17 protein-coding genes and 1 riboswitch are annotated in these 16,386 nt (G+C 64.1%); of the genes, 11 read left to right on the top strand and 6 right to left on the bottom strand.

Annotated elements, in window-relative coordinates; all coding sequences use genetic code 11:
* Nucleotides 1-216 precede the first annotated feature (216 nt).
* The 6 genes from rpmB to B3349_RS09110 all read left to right on the top strand — a co-directional run bounded on the left by rpmB (nucleotide 217) and on the right by B3349_RS09110 (nucleotide 6,275).
* Nucleotides 217-450, top strand: coding sequence for a 50S ribosomal protein L28 (rpmB, locus tag B3349_RS09135; protein ID WP_066539714.1), 234 nt, complete (start codon nucleotides 217-219; stop codon nucleotides 448-450).
* A gap of 20 nt (nucleotides 451-470) precedes the next feature.
* Complete coding sequence (gene rpmG / locus B3349_RS09130; protein ID WP_066539717.1) at nucleotides 471-641, top strand: 50S ribosomal protein L33; 171 nt, start codon at nucleotides 471-473, stop codon at nucleotides 639-641.
* A 372-nt stretch (nucleotides 642-1,013) separates the two neighbouring features.
* Nucleotides 1,014-1,490 carry an RNA polymerase sigma factor gene (locus B3349_RS09125; protein ID WP_291588339.1) on the top strand — a complete coding sequence of 159 codons (477 nt, stop codon included), beginning with the start codon at nucleotides 1,014-1,016 and terminating at the stop codon, nucleotides 1,488-1,490.
* Nucleotides 1,491-1,511: 21 nt separating this feature from the next.
* A complete protein-coding gene (locus B3349_RS09120; RefSeq protein ID WP_291588338.1) occupies nucleotides 1,512-2,501 on the top strand; it encodes a FecR family protein in 990 nt (329 codons plus the stop codon).
* A gap of 118 nt (nucleotides 2,502-2,619) precedes the next feature.
* On the top strand, nucleotides 2,620-5,076 hold the full coding sequence (locus B3349_RS09115; RefSeq protein ID WP_291588337.1) for a TonB-dependent siderophore receptor: 2,457 nt from the start codon (nucleotides 2,620-2,622) through the stop codon (nucleotides 5,074-5,076).
* On the top strand, nucleotides 5,076-6,275 hold the full coding sequence (locus tag B3349_RS09110) for a PepSY-associated TM helix domain-containing protein (RefSeq protein ID WP_291588336.1): 1,200 nt from the start codon (nucleotides 5,076-5,078) through the stop codon (nucleotides 6,273-6,275). Before B3349_RS09115 ends, B3349_RS09110 begins: the two co-directional genes overlap by 1 nt.
* A gap of 380 nt (nucleotides 6,276-6,655) precedes the next feature.
* Here B3349_RS09110 and B3349_RS09105 read toward each other — a convergent pair whose 3' ends face one another.
* A complete protein-coding gene (locus B3349_RS09105) occupies nucleotides 6,656-8,164 on the bottom strand; it encodes an aminotransferase-like domain-containing protein (RefSeq protein ID WP_291588335.1) in 1,509 nt (502 codons plus the stop codon).
* 218 nt (nucleotides 8,165-8,382) lie between these two features.
* Here B3349_RS09105 and B3349_RS09100 point away from each other — a divergent pair, with 218 nt between their 5' ends.
* Both B3349_RS09100 and B3349_RS09095 read left to right on the top strand, forming a co-directional pair.
* Entirely contained in the window at nucleotides 8,383-8,778 is a 396-nt protein-coding gene (locus B3349_RS09100; protein ID WP_291588334.1) for a hypothetical protein, read from the top strand.
* 92 nt (nucleotides 8,779-8,870) lie between these two features.
* Nucleotides 8,871-9,023: riboswitch (FMN riboswitch) on the top strand.
* Between the two features lie 135 nt (nucleotides 9,024-9,158).
* Nucleotides 9,159-9,686 (top strand): 6,7-dimethyl-8-ribityllumazine synthase, encoded by a 528-nt coding sequence (locus B3349_RS09095; protein WP_291588333.1) that lies wholly within the window; start codon nucleotides 9,159-9,161, stop codon nucleotides 9,684-9,686.
* A gap of 332 nt (nucleotides 9,687-10,018) precedes the next feature.
* On the opposite strand, the gene B3349_RS09090 is transcribed toward B3349_RS09095, so the two are convergent.
* Both B3349_RS09090 and B3349_RS09085 read right to left on the bottom strand, forming a co-directional pair.
* Nucleotides 10,019-10,471 (bottom strand): GNAT family N-acetyltransferase, encoded by a 453-nt coding sequence (locus B3349_RS09090; protein WP_291588332.1) that lies wholly within the window; start codon nucleotides 10,469-10,471, stop codon nucleotides 10,019-10,021.
* A gap of 76 nt (nucleotides 10,472-10,547) precedes the next feature.
* Nucleotides 10,548-10,838 carry a hypothetical protein gene (locus B3349_RS09085; RefSeq protein WP_291588331.1) on the bottom strand — a complete coding sequence of 97 codons (291 nt, stop codon included), beginning with the start codon at nucleotides 10,836-10,838 and terminating at the stop codon, nucleotides 10,548-10,550.
* Nucleotides 10,839-11,224: 386 nt separating this feature from the next.
* Between B3349_RS09085 and B3349_RS09080 the strand changes: the two genes are divergently transcribed.
* Entirely contained in the window at nucleotides 11,225-12,115 is an 891-nt protein-coding gene (locus B3349_RS09080; protein ID WP_291588330.1) for an alpha/beta hydrolase, read from the top strand.
* A 128-nt stretch (nucleotides 12,116-12,243) separates the two neighbouring features.
* On the opposite strand, the gene ftrA is transcribed toward B3349_RS09080, so the two are convergent.
* Nucleotides 12,244-13,233, bottom strand: coding sequence for a transcriptional regulator FtrA (gene ftrA / locus B3349_RS09075; protein ID WP_291588329.1), 990 nt, complete (start codon nucleotides 13,231-13,233; stop codon nucleotides 12,244-12,246).
* A 99-nt stretch (nucleotides 13,234-13,332) separates the two neighbouring features.
* Between ftrA and B3349_RS09070 the strand changes: the two genes are divergently transcribed.
* Nucleotides 13,333-13,731, top strand: a complete 399-nt coding sequence (locus B3349_RS09070; protein WP_291588328.1) for a rhodanese-like domain-containing protein — start codon at nucleotides 13,333-13,335, stop codon at nucleotides 13,729-13,731.
* A gap of 106 nt (nucleotides 13,732-13,837) precedes the next feature.
* Here the strand turns inward: B3349_RS09070 and B3349_RS09065 are convergent, their stop codons facing one another.
* A complete protein-coding gene (locus B3349_RS09065; protein ID WP_291588327.1) occupies nucleotides 13,838-15,109 on the bottom strand; it encodes an RsmB/NOP family class I SAM-dependent RNA methyltransferase in 1,272 nt (423 codons plus the stop codon).
* A gap of 195 nt (nucleotides 15,110-15,304) precedes the next feature.
* Here B3349_RS09065 and B3349_RS09060 point away from each other — a divergent pair, with 195 nt between their 5' ends.
* Complete coding sequence (locus B3349_RS09060; RefSeq protein WP_291588326.1) at nucleotides 15,305-15,553, top strand: DUF1653 domain-containing protein; 249 nt, start codon at nucleotides 15,305-15,307, stop codon at nucleotides 15,551-15,553.
* A 195-nt stretch (nucleotides 15,554-15,748) separates the two neighbouring features.
* On the opposite strand, the gene B3349_RS09055 is transcribed toward B3349_RS09060, so the two are convergent.
* Entirely contained in the window at nucleotides 15,749-16,054 is a 306-nt protein-coding gene (locus B3349_RS09055; RefSeq protein WP_218332867.1) for a hypothetical protein, read from the bottom strand.
* Nucleotides 16,055-16,386: the final 332 nt, after the last annotated feature.

The following is a 16,386-nucleotide window of genomic DNA, read 5'->3' as shown; positions in this document are numbered from 1 at the left end:
GCCCTGGGATTTCCAGGTAACACCCAAGGGCTTTTTCAGTTCCTGGCTATAATCCCTGGCTTTGCTGGATATGGGACTTCTGTAACTACAGACTGGGACATGGATAGCAAACGGGTTACCGCCACCCATTACAAACTGGCGAGGTGAGGTTGTCGGCACAACCTGCAGTTGCAGGACCTCAGAGCCGGCAGCCGATTCAACTATCGGAGTGTCCCAATGGCACGCGTATGTGAAGTTACGGGCAAGAAGCCCATGGTGGGCAACAACGTTTCCCACGCCAACAACAAGACCAAGCGTCGTTTCCTGCCCAACCTGCAGTACCGTCGTTTCTGGGTGGAAACTGAGAACCGTTGGGTGCGTCTGCGCGTTTCCAGCGCTGCTCTGCGCCTGATCGACAAGAACGGTATCGACTCCGTGCTCGCAGACATGCGCGCCCGTGGCCAAGCTTAATTTCCTGAAGGAGAAACACCATGGCTGCTAAAGGCGGACGCGACAAGATCAAGCTGGCATCTACGGCTGGCACCGGTCACTTCTACACCACCACCAAGAACAAGAAGACGATGCCTGAAAAGATGTCGATCATGAAGTTCGACCCCAAGGCTCGCAAGCACGTCGAGTACAAGGAAACCAAGCTGAAGTAAGTGTCGTTGGGACCGCAAGAACAGCGTTTTCGCTTTTCTCGGGGTCGCACCACATCAGCAAAAAAAGGACACTTCGGTGTCCTTTTTTTTGCAGCAACCATTCCCGGTCGGGTGGTTTTCAGGTGCTGAGCGGGCCTGGGCCCCAGCCATGCAGGGACCGCACAGGTTCCGGACCTGATGCGTGGGCCTGATGGCCGGCCACCCCTGCCTTTACCCATGACGCCCCTGCACCGGCCACTCGGAACACCTCCACCGCATCCGGCGTTTACAAGCTCGTTACAATCCCGGCTCTCTCCTCCCCAGCAACAGGTCTGTCACAACGATCTCAGCCAAGCCAGGAGTTCTCTTTTGTCATCCGGCTGAGGTGTCCCTGTGCCAGAGCGCTACTACAGAGAACTGCTGCGGTATTTCACACGCAGCGCAGGCGACCGTGATGTGGCCGCCGACTTGGTGCAAAGCACCTACACCCGCATCTATGCCTTGCAGCGCGCAGGAGGAACCGTGCGGGATGCCCGTGCCCTGCTCTACCAGACGGCACGCAACTTGGCGGCCAGCGGCGCGACCCGGCGGCAGGCCGAACAACGGGTACTGGATGTGCTTCGCTTGGTCACACCCACGAGTGCGCCCTCCGCCGAAAGCACGGCCATGGCCCGCGAGCATCTGAGCCTGTTTCTCCAAAGGCTGGAAGCCATGCCACACAAACGGCGCGATGTGTTCATCCTGGTGCGCATCTATGGCTACAGCTACCGCGAAGCCGGCGAACATCTGGGTATGACCGAAACGAATATCGAACGCCACGTCATGCGGGGCATCCTGGATTGCGCGGCCTATGCGCCCTCGCGCGCCTGACGATGGAAGCGATCTCACACCATGGCATCCTCTGAACCTCCTCGCAAACTGGTGGAAACCGCCTTGCTGCTGGTGGGCCGTACCCACCGGGGGGATCCGGCCTCGGCCATGGCGGCCGGGCAGGAGCTGGAACGTTGGCGCACCGGCTCCCCGGAATGCCGCGCTGCACTGGAGACGGCAGAGCACCTGTGGGCCAGCACCGACGGCAGCTTTCTGCAGTCGAGCGTTCCGGCACCGCAGCGCCATGATCCGCAGCGCGCAAGGCGCAACACGCTGGGGCTGCTGGGACTGGGGGGGCTGACAGCCATGCTGTGGGGAGGGGGGCGTTGGTATTGGCAACAGCCTGTCTTCGAACTGGCGCTGCACACCGAACACGCACAGCAACGTGACATGCCGCTGCCCGACGGCTCGGAAGTCAGCCTTGCGCCGCACACCCGCGCGCGCATCGTGATGTACCGCGACCGGCGCGAGGTCCAGCTGGACCACGGCGAAATGCGATTCCGTGTGACCCAGGACGTGGACCGCCCTTTCACAGTGGCCACCGCCTGGGGCCACGTGCGCGTGCTGGGCACGGTGTTCAGCGTCAGCGCCCGCACCGGCCAGATGCGCGTGGAGGTGGCCGAAGGCCGGGTCGCCGTGTGGCCTGCCGACCGTACGGGAGGCCCCACCGAAATGGGCCCTGCCCCTATGACGCTGACGGCGGGAGACGCAGTGGAAGCGGATCAGAGCGGTCTGAGGCCTCGCTCGCATGCGCCTGCCGACAGCGTGGCCGCCTGGCGCAATGGATGGCTGGTCTTCAACAACACCCCGCTGGACCAGGTCCTGGACCAATGGAACGACTACCTGTCGCGCCCACTGCGCCTGGGCAGTCACCCACGCCTGCGGCAACTGCGACTGTCAGGGAGTTTTCCGTTGCGCCAGCCGCAGGCCTTTCTGACAGGCTTGCCCGACATGCTGCCGGTACGCGTGCAGCACAGCGCTGCGGGCGATATGACCGTGGAATTGCGTTGAGACGCCCCGCATCCCAAGCCTCTCGACGGCCTCCTCGCACAACGTCGCGAATTTTTTGTCAGGGTTGAAGGCCTTCGTTGGTCTTCTGCTGGAACCCCTCCAACGGAAGCACCTTCTAATGAACCGAAATCTCCTGACCGCGCCCGCCGCACGCGCATTTGCCTTGTCGCCGCTGGGCCACGCCGCCCTGGCTTGTGCAACCACATTCGCCATGTTCGGCATCACGCCCGGCGCCCAGGCCCAGACACCCGGCAACGCGCAGCATGTACAGATGTCCGTGCCGGCCCAGTCGCTGGCACAGACGCTCCATACCCTCTCGCGGCAAACCGGTATCGCGATTGGCGCCGATGCAGCGCTGCTGCAGGGCAAATCCGCTCCGGAGATTCCGGGCGGCCTCAGCCTGCAGCAAGCGATGGACCTGGCCCTGGCCGGCAGCGACTTGGTGGCGGTGCGCAGCGGCCCGGACACCATCTCCATTCGGCCCCTGCCCCCTGCGGGCCAGGGCATGTCTGCGCTGCCCGCCGTGACAGTCACCGCCGCCACGGACACGGAAACAGCAACCGGTCCCCTGTCGGGCTATGTGGCGCGGCGCGCCACGGCAGGCAGCAAGACGGATACCGCCATCATCGACACCCCGCAGTCGGTGTCGGTGGTGACCAGCGATGAGCTGCGCAGCCGCCAGGCCGAGACCTTGTCTCAGGCGCTGAACTACACCCCGGGCGTCACCACCCAGCCCACCAGCTTCAGCCGCACGGCCGACCGTTTTCGCATCCGCGGCCTTGATGTGGAGTCTGCCAACAGCGGTTCCATGCGCGATGGCTTGCGGCTGCAAAGCAACTCCTACGATGGCATTCAGGAGCCCTATGGCTTGGAACGGGTGGAAGTGCTGCGCGGCGCCGCTTCGGTGCTCTATGGGCAGCTGTCGCCCGGCGGGGTGGTCAACGCCGTCAGCAAGCGCCCCACGTCAGAGCTCATCCGGGAACTGGGACTGCAGCTGGGCAACCACAACCGCCGCCAGTTGACGGCAGACTTCAGCGGCCCTGTGGCCGGCAGTGACATGCTGGACTACCGGCTGACCATGCTGGGGCGCGACAGCAACACGGCAGATCGCTACATTCCGGACGACAAGCTGTACATTGCGCCCGCCCTCACCTGGCGGCCCAGCGCGGACACCTCGCTCACCCTGCTGTCGTTCTACCAAAAGACCAACACGCGCTTCTCTGCCCCCTTGCCCTACCAACTGGTCGAAGGCATAGGCAACGGCCCCCACACCATCGGCCGTGGCGATTTCATTGGCGAGCCGCACTACGACAAGATGAAAGGCGAGATGTTCACGCTGGGCTATGAACTGAAGCACGCGCTGAACGCCAGCACACGCATCCACCACAGCCTGCGCTTCTTCGAATCCAAAGTGACCTGGAACTATCTGCAGGCACAGACGAGTGCAGCTGCCATCGACGCCGCAGCCTCTACAGGTGTGCTGCGCCGCCAGTACAGCGACCGGCGAGAACACGCCAAGGGCCTGACATCCGACACCCGGGTGGAATGGAACGGCAAGCTGCTGGGGGCCGAGCACACCCTGCTGGCCGGTATGGACGTCTACCGCATGGACTATGACTCGCAGAATTTCCGCGCCAACACCGCTTCGCTGAATCTCGGCAGCTACAACTATGGCCAGCCGGTGGTGGTCAACCGCGACCCTGCACTGAACCGCGGCTCGCGCCGAAAAACCACGCAAGCCGGCCTGTACGTGCAAGACCAGGTCAACCTGGGAGACCGCTGGACCATCCTGGCCGGCCTGCGCCGCGACTGGGCACAGCAGGACCAGACCGCACACCGCGACGGCAGCAACGCTGTGCAAAAGGACGAGGCCACCACCTGGCGCACCGGTGTGGTCTACAAGGCACCCAACGGACTGGCGCCGTATCTGAGCTACAGCGAATCCTTCTTCCCGGTTTCGGTGTCCGAAGTGTCCGGCCAGAGCTTTCGGCCCACCAAGGGCAAGCAGTACGAAGCTGGCGTGCGCTACCAGCCGGATGGCAGCCGCATGCTGCTGAGCGCTGCGGTGTACGAGCTGGTGCAGGACAATGTGCTGAAGTTCAATGCGGGGCAGAACGCCTACCGCCAGACAGGACAGGTGCGCTCACGAGGCTTTGAGCTCGAAGCCAAGGCCGAAGTCTCGCGCGCACTCAGCGTGATCGCATCGTATGCCTATACCGATGCACGGACCACCCGCAGCACCATCGCCAGCGAAATCGGCCAGCGCAGCGAGGACACGCCCTACCACCAGGCCGCGATCTGGGCGGACTACAACTTCGCCGCCTGGGGCATGCCGCAGTTGCGCCTGGCGACGGGGGTCCGCTACAAGGGGACCACCCGTGCTTCGGGCATCGCCACGCCCATGCCGGTCTACACGCTCGTCGACGCCATGCTGGGCTACCGCATTGACGCCCATTGGGACCTCAGCGTCAATGTAAGCAACCTCATGGACAAGAAGTTCACCAACTGCGAGTACGCCATCTGCCACTACGGTGACGCCCGCCAGGCCAGCGCCAACCTGACCTACCGCTGGTGATGCCGCAGCGCAAAGCATCGCTGCGGGGCGCGCTGGTCATCGCCCACCGGCTTGCCGGCCTGACGCTGGCAGCTTTCCTGGTGGTGGCAGGGATGACCGGCAGCCTCCTGGTGTGGAACACCGAGCTGGATGCGGCGTTAAATCCGCACTGGCTTCGGACCACGGGCTCCTACACCAGCGCCCAACCGATGGACGCGCTGGCGTTGCGCGACGTGGTCCAGGCACGCCATCCCCAAGCCTTGGCCATGCGTGTCCCCCTGGCGCAGGAGCCCGGCCATGCCATGGTGTTTCTGCTGCGCCCCCTGCCTGGCACCGGTGCGCTGGAGAACGACCAGGTCTTTGTCGACCCGTACAGCGGCCGCATCCTGGGCGAGCGGCGCTGGGGCGACATAGGTCAGACCTGGCGCAACCTCATGCCTTTTATCTACCGTCTGCACTATTCGCTGGCATGGGGGGCGGTCGGGACCTGGCTGCTGGGCCTGGTGTCGCTGCTGTGGATGATCGATAGCGTGGTGGGCTTTTGCCTGACGCTGCCGGCGACATCGAACAACGCCCAACGCCCCTGGCTGGGACGCTGGGCCCGTGCCTGGAAACTGGACCTGCACAACCGCTGGCGCGCCACCTTCGACCTGCACCGCGCCGGTGGCCTGTGGCTGTGGCCTGCCCTGTTCGTTCTGGCCTGGAGCAGTTTTGCCCTCAACCTGCCGCAATGGCACGACCCCATGGTGCGGGCCTTCGGCACGCAGCAGCCAGCCACGACCGATCTGCCCCGGCGCGCCAAGCCACTGTGGCAGCCCGCACTCGACTGGAAAGCTGCCCACCTGCAGGCACGCCAGCTCATGCAGGAACAAGCGGCGCTGCGCGGCTTCGCGGTGCAGGCAGAGAGTTCTCTGGCTTACGACCCGTCGCGGGGGCAGTACCGTTACGACGTGCGCAGCAGCCTGGACATCAAAGACCGCGGCGGCAGCACCCGGCTGTTTCTCGACGGCGACACCGGGGTACTGGTCGCCACATGGTGGCCGACCGGAGCGGCAGGGGGCGATACCTTCATCACTTGGATGAGCAATCTGCACATGGCCTCGGTCGGGGGAATGGCCTATAGACTGGCTATCACCCTGGTCGGCGCAGGCGTCACGGTTCTCAGCGTCACCGGTGTGCTGATCTGGCTGCGCAAGCGGAGCGCGAAGCGGAAACAGTGATCGGCGGTGCTGCGCCGTATTCTCTGCACCCCATGGGCTGCTGCAGGGTTGCACAGGATCCGTGCCGGTGACGGTCAAGTGACCGGTGACAAACTCACGCTGTGCCGTGCAAGCCCGTACACCGCAATGCTCAAAAAAGCCGCCGTCGGCGACCCACCCCGGCCGTGAAATCCCGGCCCGTTGGTGTGCTGGCCAGAGCCCTGCAACAAGGTCAGCAGTCCGCAGCGCCGTGCGTGAACTGCATCAACACCCTCTGCATCCACTTCGGCAGGCATACGCCTGCCGAGGGGCTGCCCAGGGAACGTTCGAAAGGTACCGTGCCGCCATCTAGCACAAGCCCGTCGACTCAGCGGGCGTTTGTCTTGCCTGCTCTGCCGCAGCTATCCGCCACGCGGCACCTGCCCCAGCTGGCGGCAGGCCATGCTCCCCAGCAACTGCATCGCCTTGTCCACCGTGGCGTCCACCGGGTGGGTGCAGGCCAGCCGCATGCAGTGCTCATAGCGGCCAGAATTAGAAAACATGCTGCCCGGCGCAATGCGTATGCCCTGCGCCAGCGCATCGCCAAACAGCTGGGCGCTGGAAAATCCCTCGGGCAGCTCCAACCACAGGCACAGACCTCCGGCCGGCAAGCTCATGCGCGTGCCCACGGGAAAATGGCGCGCCACTAGCCGGGCCATGGCTTCGCGCTGGGTTTTGAGCTGGGCCTTGAGCCGCTCCAGGCTACGCTGGTGTGCGGGCGATCCCAGCACTTCGGCCACCACCATCTGGCCCAGGGTCTGGGTGTTGCGGCTCTGGGCAAATTTCAGCATCTGTATCCGGCCATGCCATTGGCCGCCGTTCATCCAGCCCTGGCGCAGTCCGGGCGCCAGGCTTTTGTTGAATGCCTGGCAATAGATCACATGGCCGGACACGCTGTCCCAGGCCTTCAGCGGCTTGACCGGCTGGCTGCCTTCGACAAACAGGCCATAGGAATCGTCCTCGATCAGCGCCGCACCGTACTGGGCACACAGCGCCACCAGCCGCGCCTTGTGCGCATCGGGCATGCGCGTGCCCAGCGGCATCTGCAGCTCGGGCACCACCACCACGGCCTTCAGGCGCGGCTGGGTCTGGAACGCCAGCTCCAGCGCCTCGATGGACAGGCCGGTGCGCGGACTGCAGGGAATTTCCAGTGTCTGCAGCTGCAGCGACTCCACGACCTGCAGCAGGCCATAGTAGGTGGGCGACTCCACTGCCACCATGTCGCCGGGCCGGGCCACGGCCGCCAGCGCCAGACTCACGGCCTCGGAATTGCCGGTGGTGGCCAGCACATCGGTCGGCGCCACCCGGATGCCCGATGCCAGCGCGCGCCGCGCCATGGCTTGCTGAAAGAGAGGGTGGTTGCCCTGGTTGGCCAGCAGCGAACGCCCCTGCACCAGCAGCTGCGGGTGCTCGCGCAGCAGGCGTGCCACCAGCTGGTTCAGGTGTTTGTGGTCAAACAGCGCAGGCGGCGGCGTGCACCCGCCCACATCCAGGAACACCTCGGCCTGGCGGCCGCGCTCCAGCAGCAGCGATATGTGTTCGTTGATGCCCACAAAGTGCGCCTGCGCGCCGGGCTGCACCGGCTGGCTCAGGTCGGGCTCGCTGGTCAGGTCCAGCGCACCACTGGCGGGCACACGGGCATCGCGCACAAAGTAGCCCACACGGGGCCGGGCCTCCAGATGGCCCTGCGTCTCCAGATGGCGCAGCAGCTGCAATGCGGTAGACAGACTGACCTGGTGGCGGCGCATCAGCTCCCGCACCGATGGCATGCGCTCGCCCACACGCAAGGTGCCCAGGTCCATGGCCTGGGCATAGTCGCCGGCCAGGCGGCGGTACAGAGGAAGGGTGGCAGCAACTGGGGCCAGGGTCATGGGCCTCGTTCCCGCAGGAACGCCGGTGGAACAAGCAGGGTGCCATCATGCCCCAGGCATCTGTTCTGCAACAGATACAGATTGACCACCCAAACACCAGAACAGTCATGTCGCCATCTGCACTGCTGCGGCGCACAAAGGTCGGGGCTGTGCCTGTTGCGCAAGGGCTCCTCTGCTTACGCTGGAGGCACTGTTTCACACGCTCTACAGGCCCTGACATGCACCCCTTCTCGCCCTCTTGCGCCCCCTCGTCCACATCGTCCACCGCAGCGCAGCCCACACCGCAACTGTTCTGTATCCACCCCGGCCAGCCCCATGCCTTGGTCGTTCCTGCGGGCAGTGAACTGTTCTGCAGCCACGGCAGCCTGCTGCTGCACAGCGGCCCCCAGGGCCTGGTCGACGGTGCGCCCAGCCTGCAGTGGCAGCTGTCCACCGGCCAACGCTGGCGCGCCCCCTGCCTGCTGTGGCTGCAGGTCGGCAGCCAGGGTGGTCCGGCCCGTTTGCAGTGCCACATGGCACCCTTGCCCGCATCTGCATCAGCCAGTGCAACGCCATGGCGGCGCCTGCGCACGCTGCTGCGCCGGTTGGGCGTGCGGCGCACGGCAGCCATCTGAAGCGGCGCCATGGCCAAGCTGCCGGGTTGCCTATGTGACCGCAGGTGCCATCGGCACCGGCCTACAATGGCACTGCCGCTTCCTTGGAGCGGCGACGTTCTCAGGGCGGGGTGAAATTCCCCACCGGCGGTATGCAGCCTCGGCTGCGAGCCCGCGAGCGCCTGAAAGGCCATGCCTTTCAGGGTCAGCAGATCTGGTGCGATGCCAGAGCCGACGGTCACAGTCCGGATGAAAGAGCAACGTGAAGACCTGTCCCCCAGCCTGGGGCGGCAGCGCATGGGCGCGGCAATCCTTTGCCCGTCGGTGCGCCGGCTGCTGCGGGCTGCCTTGCCTTCGCGCGCCCTGATTCATTTGTTCCATGTCTTTGCAAGACCAACACCATGAATCAGACCACTATCGCCAACGTTTCTTCCTCCCAGGCCACCCGTGCAGCACTGCAGCAGGCCCGCATCGCCATCGTCAGCGCCAACTGGCACAGCGATGTGGTGCACCAGGCCCGCGACGCCGCCGTGCGCCGCCTGACGGCGCTGGGTGCCGCCCCGGCACGCCTGCACCAGGTGGAAGTGCCCGGTGCCTTTGAAATCCCGCTGATGGCGCAGAAGCTGGCCGCTTCCGGCCAGTTCGATGCCGTGATCGGTTGCGCCGTCATCGTCAACGGCGGTATCTACCACCACGAATTTGTCTCCGCCGCTGTGGTGGACGGCCTGATGCGCGTGCAGCTGGACACCGGCGTGCCCGTGTTCTCGGTGGCGCTCACGCCACACAACTTCCAACCCACGGAAGACCTGCTGGGCTTTTTCCGCACCCACTTTGTCCACAAGGGCGAAGAAGCAGCCGATGCCTGCGCCCAGACACTGGCCGCCCACGCCGACATCGACGCACTGCTGACCCAGGCCGTGGCGGCGTAAGCCCGCCATGCCCTGAACCGCTGCAACGCCTTGTGCCGGCGCTGCAGCGGCCACCACACCTCCCTGCCCGGCCTCTGCCGGTGCAGGGATTTTTTATGCTGCCCCGCAGTCCGAAGCCTCCACACCAGCGGCGGCCCGACCCAACTGCAGGTGAGAACCGCAACGGCGATGGCATCGGGCTTGCAGCAGTCGACTTGCCAGTGAACCAATTCACAGCCGTCGGCTGAATGCTTCTATCCATGGGTATGGATTCCCATGGCATTCCATCCCATGCCGGGATCAAGCGGTGATGCCAAGCGGCACCGCATCGGCGAAATCTCCCGGCAGCGCCGTCAATACCGCAGCCTCAGGCGCAGCATGTCCCGGTGCTGTATGCCATCCTCGAAAACAGGCGCAGGGTAGTGTTTGACGAAGAAGTCATGGTCAATGCTGGCCACCCGAAAACCATGGCGCTGGTAGAAGGCCAGTTGGTAGCCAAACGTCCCGGTACCCACCTCCAACTGGCTGGCGCCAGATGCGCTAAAGCAATCGATGACCCATTGCAGCAGCACCGTGCCGTAACCGGATTGTTGATGGGCAGGTAGCACGGCAATGCTCATCAGCTCGTGCACGCCGGCGCCGCGCGGCTGGACGACGCAAGCCCCCACCACCACGCCATCACGGAAAGCAGCAAAGCATCGTGACCCTGCCAGATAGGAACGCACCTTGTCTTCCGACGGGTCCGCCAGCAGCAGCAGCGCCATGGGCGCATCGGTGGAAGGAATCTCCTGGATCAGCAGAGCCATGCCCGTTTTGCCATCAAAGGTCTGTCTTCACGGGCAACTGCAGGCCTGGCAAGCCATATGGGGTCATGCATGGCGCTCAAAGCCCATATTCCTGCTTCTTCGCCAGCACCCTGCGGGCAATCTCAACTGAGTGCCCCATATTCGGGTCCAGTGCCATTCTTTCCACGGCGGCCCATTCAAGGTAGTCCGCAATCACCTGGGGATCATCCGTGCCCATGGCCAGGCTGAAGACGCGAGGAAGGTACGCGTGGTATTCATCCCTGGGCCAGTCCATCGCGGAGATACCGATGGGATCCCATTCGCTCCAGAGCAGATCGTCAATCGCCCGGTAAAAATCGATGTGTCCCTGCGGGAGTTTCTGGCCCATTGCCTGTGCAACCTGACTGGATTGATACGACCGTCCATGGGAACGGACGTGCAGACCCCTATGAATCCATCCCTCTCAATCAAGGGGTCCGCGTGGATGATAGCTTGATGCATAGCCTCAGAGTCCCGAATCGCAGTCCGTAATCCGCACAGAGGCCCAGTGACCGAAGGCCACCACAGCGCGGGTCTCAAACAGACGGTCGGCTTGCATGACAGCGCATCAGCAGTCCCCATCGGCCGCAGTGGCAGCCCCATCCTTCTCTGCATTCGCCACCCGCGCCCACCGCCCTGCCCAAAGCCGCTGCCCCGTTCCACCCACGCGACAGCTGACGGCAGATCAGGCTCCCAATAATGGGGGTCGCATTACAACCACAGGAGACAACACCCATGCGTACCCCCTCCACTTATTGCGCAGCCTTGCTGGCCTGCGCCGCCATGGCAGCCATCGCCCCGGCAGCACAGGCCAGCGAAGTGCGTGCTGCCGAAGTGCAAAGCCCCGCCCTGGGCCGCGCCCTGACCTACAACGTCTACCTGCCCACCGGCTATGCCGAAAGCCCCAATGTGCGCTACCCCGTGATGTACCTGCTGCACGGCAATGACGGTGCGCGCAACGACTGGGCCGTCAAAGGCAAGATGCAAAAAACCGTCGATACGCTGGTGGCCAATGGCGACATTCCGCCTGCTATCTATGTGATGCCCGACGCCAACACCAACTGGTATGTGGACCTGAAGGAGAAGATGGAAACCGCCTTTCTCCAGGACCTCATGCCCCATGTGGAGAAAACCTACCGCACCATCAACGCCCGCAACGGCCGGGTGATCGGAGGCCTGTCCATGGGCGGCTACGGCGCGCTGCGCATGGTGCTGCAGTACCCCGAGAAATTCCAGGCGGCGGCCCTGCTCTCGCCGGCCATCTACAACCCCGAGCCACCTGCCGACTCCTCCGCCCGCCACGTCAAGGTGTTTGCCGAGCCCAACACCAACGGCGCCTACAGCAAGACGGTCTGGCAGCAGTACAACTACCCGGTGCTGATGGACGCCTTCCTGGCCAAGGGCATCAAGGTCCCCATGTACATCAACTCGGGCGACGACGATGAATTTGCCATCGAAGCCGAAGCCACCCAGCTCTACAGCCAGCTGCGCAAAGCCAAGCAACCGGCCGAGTTGCGCATCGTCAACGGCAAGCACGAATGGATGGTCTGGGAAACCACACTGGGCGACAGCCTGAAATACGTGTTCAGCACGGTCAGCCGACCGCAGGTTGGACCCACGAAATAATCCCCGCGTCGGTGCGCCCGGCAGCAGCAGCGCCACCGCCCCGCCCCCAGTCCCCGCATGCGGAAGACGCGGGCGGGGGATTCCCGGTGGACGGCGCCGCCCATGGCCGCTGCCACATGCCCCCTTGGTCAGGGATGGAGCCTGAACATGCGGCGGTACGCCGAGGGCGACACGGTCAGCCTGCTCTGGAAGTGGTGGCGCAGGGCCTGCACACTGCCAAAACCCACCAGTGCGGCAATGCGTTCAATGGACAGGTGGCTGGATTCCAGCAGACGCTGGGCTTCCGCAATACGCTCGGCAATCAGCCACTGGCCAGGGGACTTCCCGGTGCACTCCGTGAAGCGGCGCAGAAAGGTGCGCACACTCATTGCTGCGGCGTCCGCCATGCGCTCCACCGTCCATGGGGCGTCCAGCTCGGTCCGTACCCGGTCCAGCACGGCCACCATGCGGTGATGGCGGTCTGCCGGCACCGGCCTTTCAATGAACTGCGCTTGGCCACCGCTGCGGTGCGGCGGCATCACCAGGCGCCGGGCCACACGGTTGGCAGCTTCCGCGCCGAAATCCTCGCGCACGATGTGCAGCATCAAATCCATGCCGGCGGCACTGCCTGCCGAGGTGTATATGCGCTCCTCGGCCACGTACAGCACATCGGCATCCACGGCAATGTCGGGGTACAGCGTGCGCAGCTTGTCGCTGTAACGCCAATGGGTGGTCGCCTTCCTGCCGGACAGCAGGCCGGTGGCCGCCAGCACAAACGCCCCCGAGCAGATGGAGGCCAGACGCGCTCCGCGCTGCCACGCCTTGCGCAGCGCCGCCGTCAATTCGTCCGGCACCGGGACATCGGTCCCTTTCCAGCCAGCCGCCACAATCAGATCCGCCTGCTCCAGCAACTCCATCCCCGCCGTCGGTGTGACCAGCAGCCCTCCCTGCGCACGCAACACCCCGGGCTCGATGCCCGCACAGGCGTAGCGGTACCAGCCGGATCCCATTTCGGGCCGGCTCAACCCGAAGATCTCTGCGGCAATGGAAAACTCGAAGGTGCACAGCTGGTCGTGCACCAATGTCACCACCAGAGGGCCGTGGAGTTGCGGGGGCGATGCGGGGCCGGTGGTGGTCACACAGTTTGGCGTAAAGTTGTCGATCAATGGCTTGGCTGCCAATTGTTGCAGTTTCCCCGGCAAAGCACCATCTCGGCTTCACCACCAAGAAAGCCTGACATGAGCACCGCAGTGACCGCCGTTCCCGCCGCCCCCTCGGCACTTGCAGAAGCCCACTTTGCAGCAGCGTTTGCTTTTGAAACCGACTGCTGGGATGTGCACGACGCATTGTCCCAGGGCGCAGATTTCGTTTTGCTCGATGTGCGCTCGGCAGCCCTTTTTGCCCGGGGCCACATTCCGGGTGCCATCCATTTTCCGCATGGAAAACTGGTCGCCAGCCAGCTCGTACGGTGGCCTGCCGACACCGTGTTTGTGACCTACTGCGCCGGCCCCCACTGCAACGGTGCTGCACGGGGCGCACTGCGCCTGGCCAGACTGGGCCGGCCCGTCAAAATCATGGCCGGAGGCATCACCGGCTGGCAAGATGAAGGCTTTGCGCTGTCCACGTCAGCAGACTGAACGCCTGCGCGCCCGAACCGTCGATAAAAAAATCCCCGCCAGCCTTTCAGCTGCGGGGATTTTTTCCAGCGGCGAACACAGCCGGATTCCAGGGCGGAAGCTGCGCTTACTTGCGTTCCCACACGGCCGCAAAAAAGCCGTCGGTCTGGTGGGCGTGGGGCCACAGACGCACATACTGCGTGCCGGTGTCGCCGCCGGCGCACAGCGTCGCGGCGTGCTCCACTTTCAGCTTCTCCAGCGTCTGACCGGCATCCAGCGGCACGAAGTCGGGATGCGCTTGCTGAAAGGCTTCGGCAATGCGCTCGTTTTCTTCGGGCAGCACGGAGCAGGTGGCGTAGACCAGGCGGCCACCGGACTTCACCATGCGCGCAGCGCTGGTCAGGATGGACAGCTGCTTTTCGGTCAGCTCGGCCACCGCATTCTGGTCCTGGCGCCACTTCAGATCGGGGTTGCGGCGCAAGGTGCCCAGGCCGGAACAGGGCGCATCCACCAGCACGCGGTCGATCTTGCCGCCCAGGCGCTTGACGCGTTCATCGCGCTCGTGGGCCAGGGCGGCAGGGTGCACATTCGACAGCCCGCTGCGTGCCAGACGGGGCTTGAGCGCCTCCAGGCGGTGGGCAGACACATCGAACGCATACAGGCGGCCGGTGTTGCGCATTTGCGCGCCAATGGCCAGGGTCTTGCCGCCGGCACCGGCGCAGAAATCCACCACCATTTCGCCGCGCTTGGCGTCCAGCAGCAGGGCCAGCAGTTGCGAGCCTTCATCCTGCACCTCGATACGGCCCTTCACAAAGGCTTCCAGCCTGGTCAGCGCAGGCTTGCTGTCCACGCGCAGCCCCCAGGGGGAGTACGGCGTGGCTTCGGCCCGGATACCGGCTTCTTTCAGCTCTTTTTGCACCTCGGCGCGCTTGGCGTTCAGGGCGTTGACACGCAGGTCCAGCGGAGCGGGCTCCAGCATGCTGGCGGCCAGTGCCTCGAACTGATCGCCCACCTGGGCTTGCAGCGCATCGGCCATCCACTGGGGCAGGTTGTGGCGGTGCTGGGGCATCAGCTCTGCGGGCTTCACCGCATCGCATTCATCGACCCACTTGATCTCCTGCGGGCTGAGCGCGGCTTTCAGAAAGTCGCGCGGGCCGTGAAAGCCCAGGATGGCCAGGCGCCGTTCCTTGGGGCCGCTGCCGTTGCGGGCCAGGGCTTCGAACAGGGTTTTCTTGCGCAACACCGTGTAGGCCGTTTCGGCCAGCGTGCCGCGCTCGCGCGGGCCCAGATTGCGGTGGTCACGGAAATAGCGGGACACCACGGCATCGGCCGGGTGTTGAAATTGCAGGGTCAGCTTGACCAGTTCGGCGCAAGCGTCCAGAAGGGCTTTGGGGTGCATAGCCTGCATTGTCCCATTGCAGGCTATTCCCGGGCGTGGTGGCGGCTTGGCGGCTTCTTTGTTGTAGCTGGCCACCAGCCATCTACATGGCCGTCTGCATGGCACGTACGCCCCCAGACTGTCGATATCCGCCCGAATCTCTTTTTTGCGGTGTGCTTTCCGTTGACGTGCCGCCCAGGCACTAGCATGGCGGCCATGGCACACCCCGAACCCCTTCCCCCTCTGCCGCTGATTCCTGCCGGCCGCTACCGCCACTACAAAGGCAACTTCTATCAGGTGCTGGATGTCGCCCGGCACAGCGAAACGCTGGAGGCCCTGGTGGTGTACCGTCCGCTGTACGGCGAAGGCGCGCTGTGGGTGCGGCCAGCCGCCATGTTCACCGAGACGGTGGTGGTCGATGGCGTAGAACAAGCGCGTTTTGCGCACGTGGGCGGCGGAGACTGAGCACGGGCAGCAGCCTGCCCGCGCTCCGCAGGCCTTGGCAGGCACACGCACAGCCGCCATGCATGCCAGCAGCCGGTTGGAGGTGCGTTCGCCAGACCGGAGCGGACGCCCGGCAATGACCGCGGCACCCCAGGTATCTCGTCACAGGCCTGCGGCATCCACCATGTACTGCCCGGCGCCTGGGCTGCGCGCGCTTCAGACGAAAAAGTCCACGACCTTGCCCAAGGTCTTCATCCCGCCGCTGGTGTAGGCAGCAATGGCTTTGCCGGCCGTGGTCGTGGTATCGACCACGCCGGTCACACCCGCCACCACGCCATCCACCACGGCGGCGGTCACGTCTTCGACCAGACCGCTGGCAATGCTGCCCACGCCCCCGGTCTGTGCGGCAAAGGCCGTTCCCGCCACGGCCCCCACCACATCGCCCAGTGAACGCTTCTGGTGCACGGCAGTGCCCAGCTGCAGGGCACCACGTACCGTCTGGATGGCCTGAAGTGCATTCATGTCGTCTTCATTTCTTTTTCATTTCTATGCCGCATTTGTATCACAAACATTCCAGAATAAATGGCGCCATACAAAATCCACACAAACTGGCTACATCGCATATACAAAATTCCAAAATCAATACCATATCATTGATCAGAATTTGTATGCACAGCGTCACCGGATAATTTCAAACACCGTACAAGATGCACGCCAAAATAATGCTTTTCTTTGCCATCTCGTATCCAAAATGTTGATTATCTGTATGCGCTTTGTAGTTTGAACTGATTTTCTCCCATTCATCGTCTTATTCAATAAATCAGCACACTCCTAATATTCGCTCATCTTTTCAA

The organism is Comamonas sp. UBA7528 (assembly GCF_002479375.1).
Taxonomy (GTDB): domain Bacteria; phylum Pseudomonadota; class Gammaproteobacteria; order Burkholderiales; family Burkholderiaceae_C; genus Comamonas.
The sequence above is the reverse complement of the archived record's forward strand: the minus strand, read 5'-3'. Positions and strand labels throughout refer to the sequence as shown.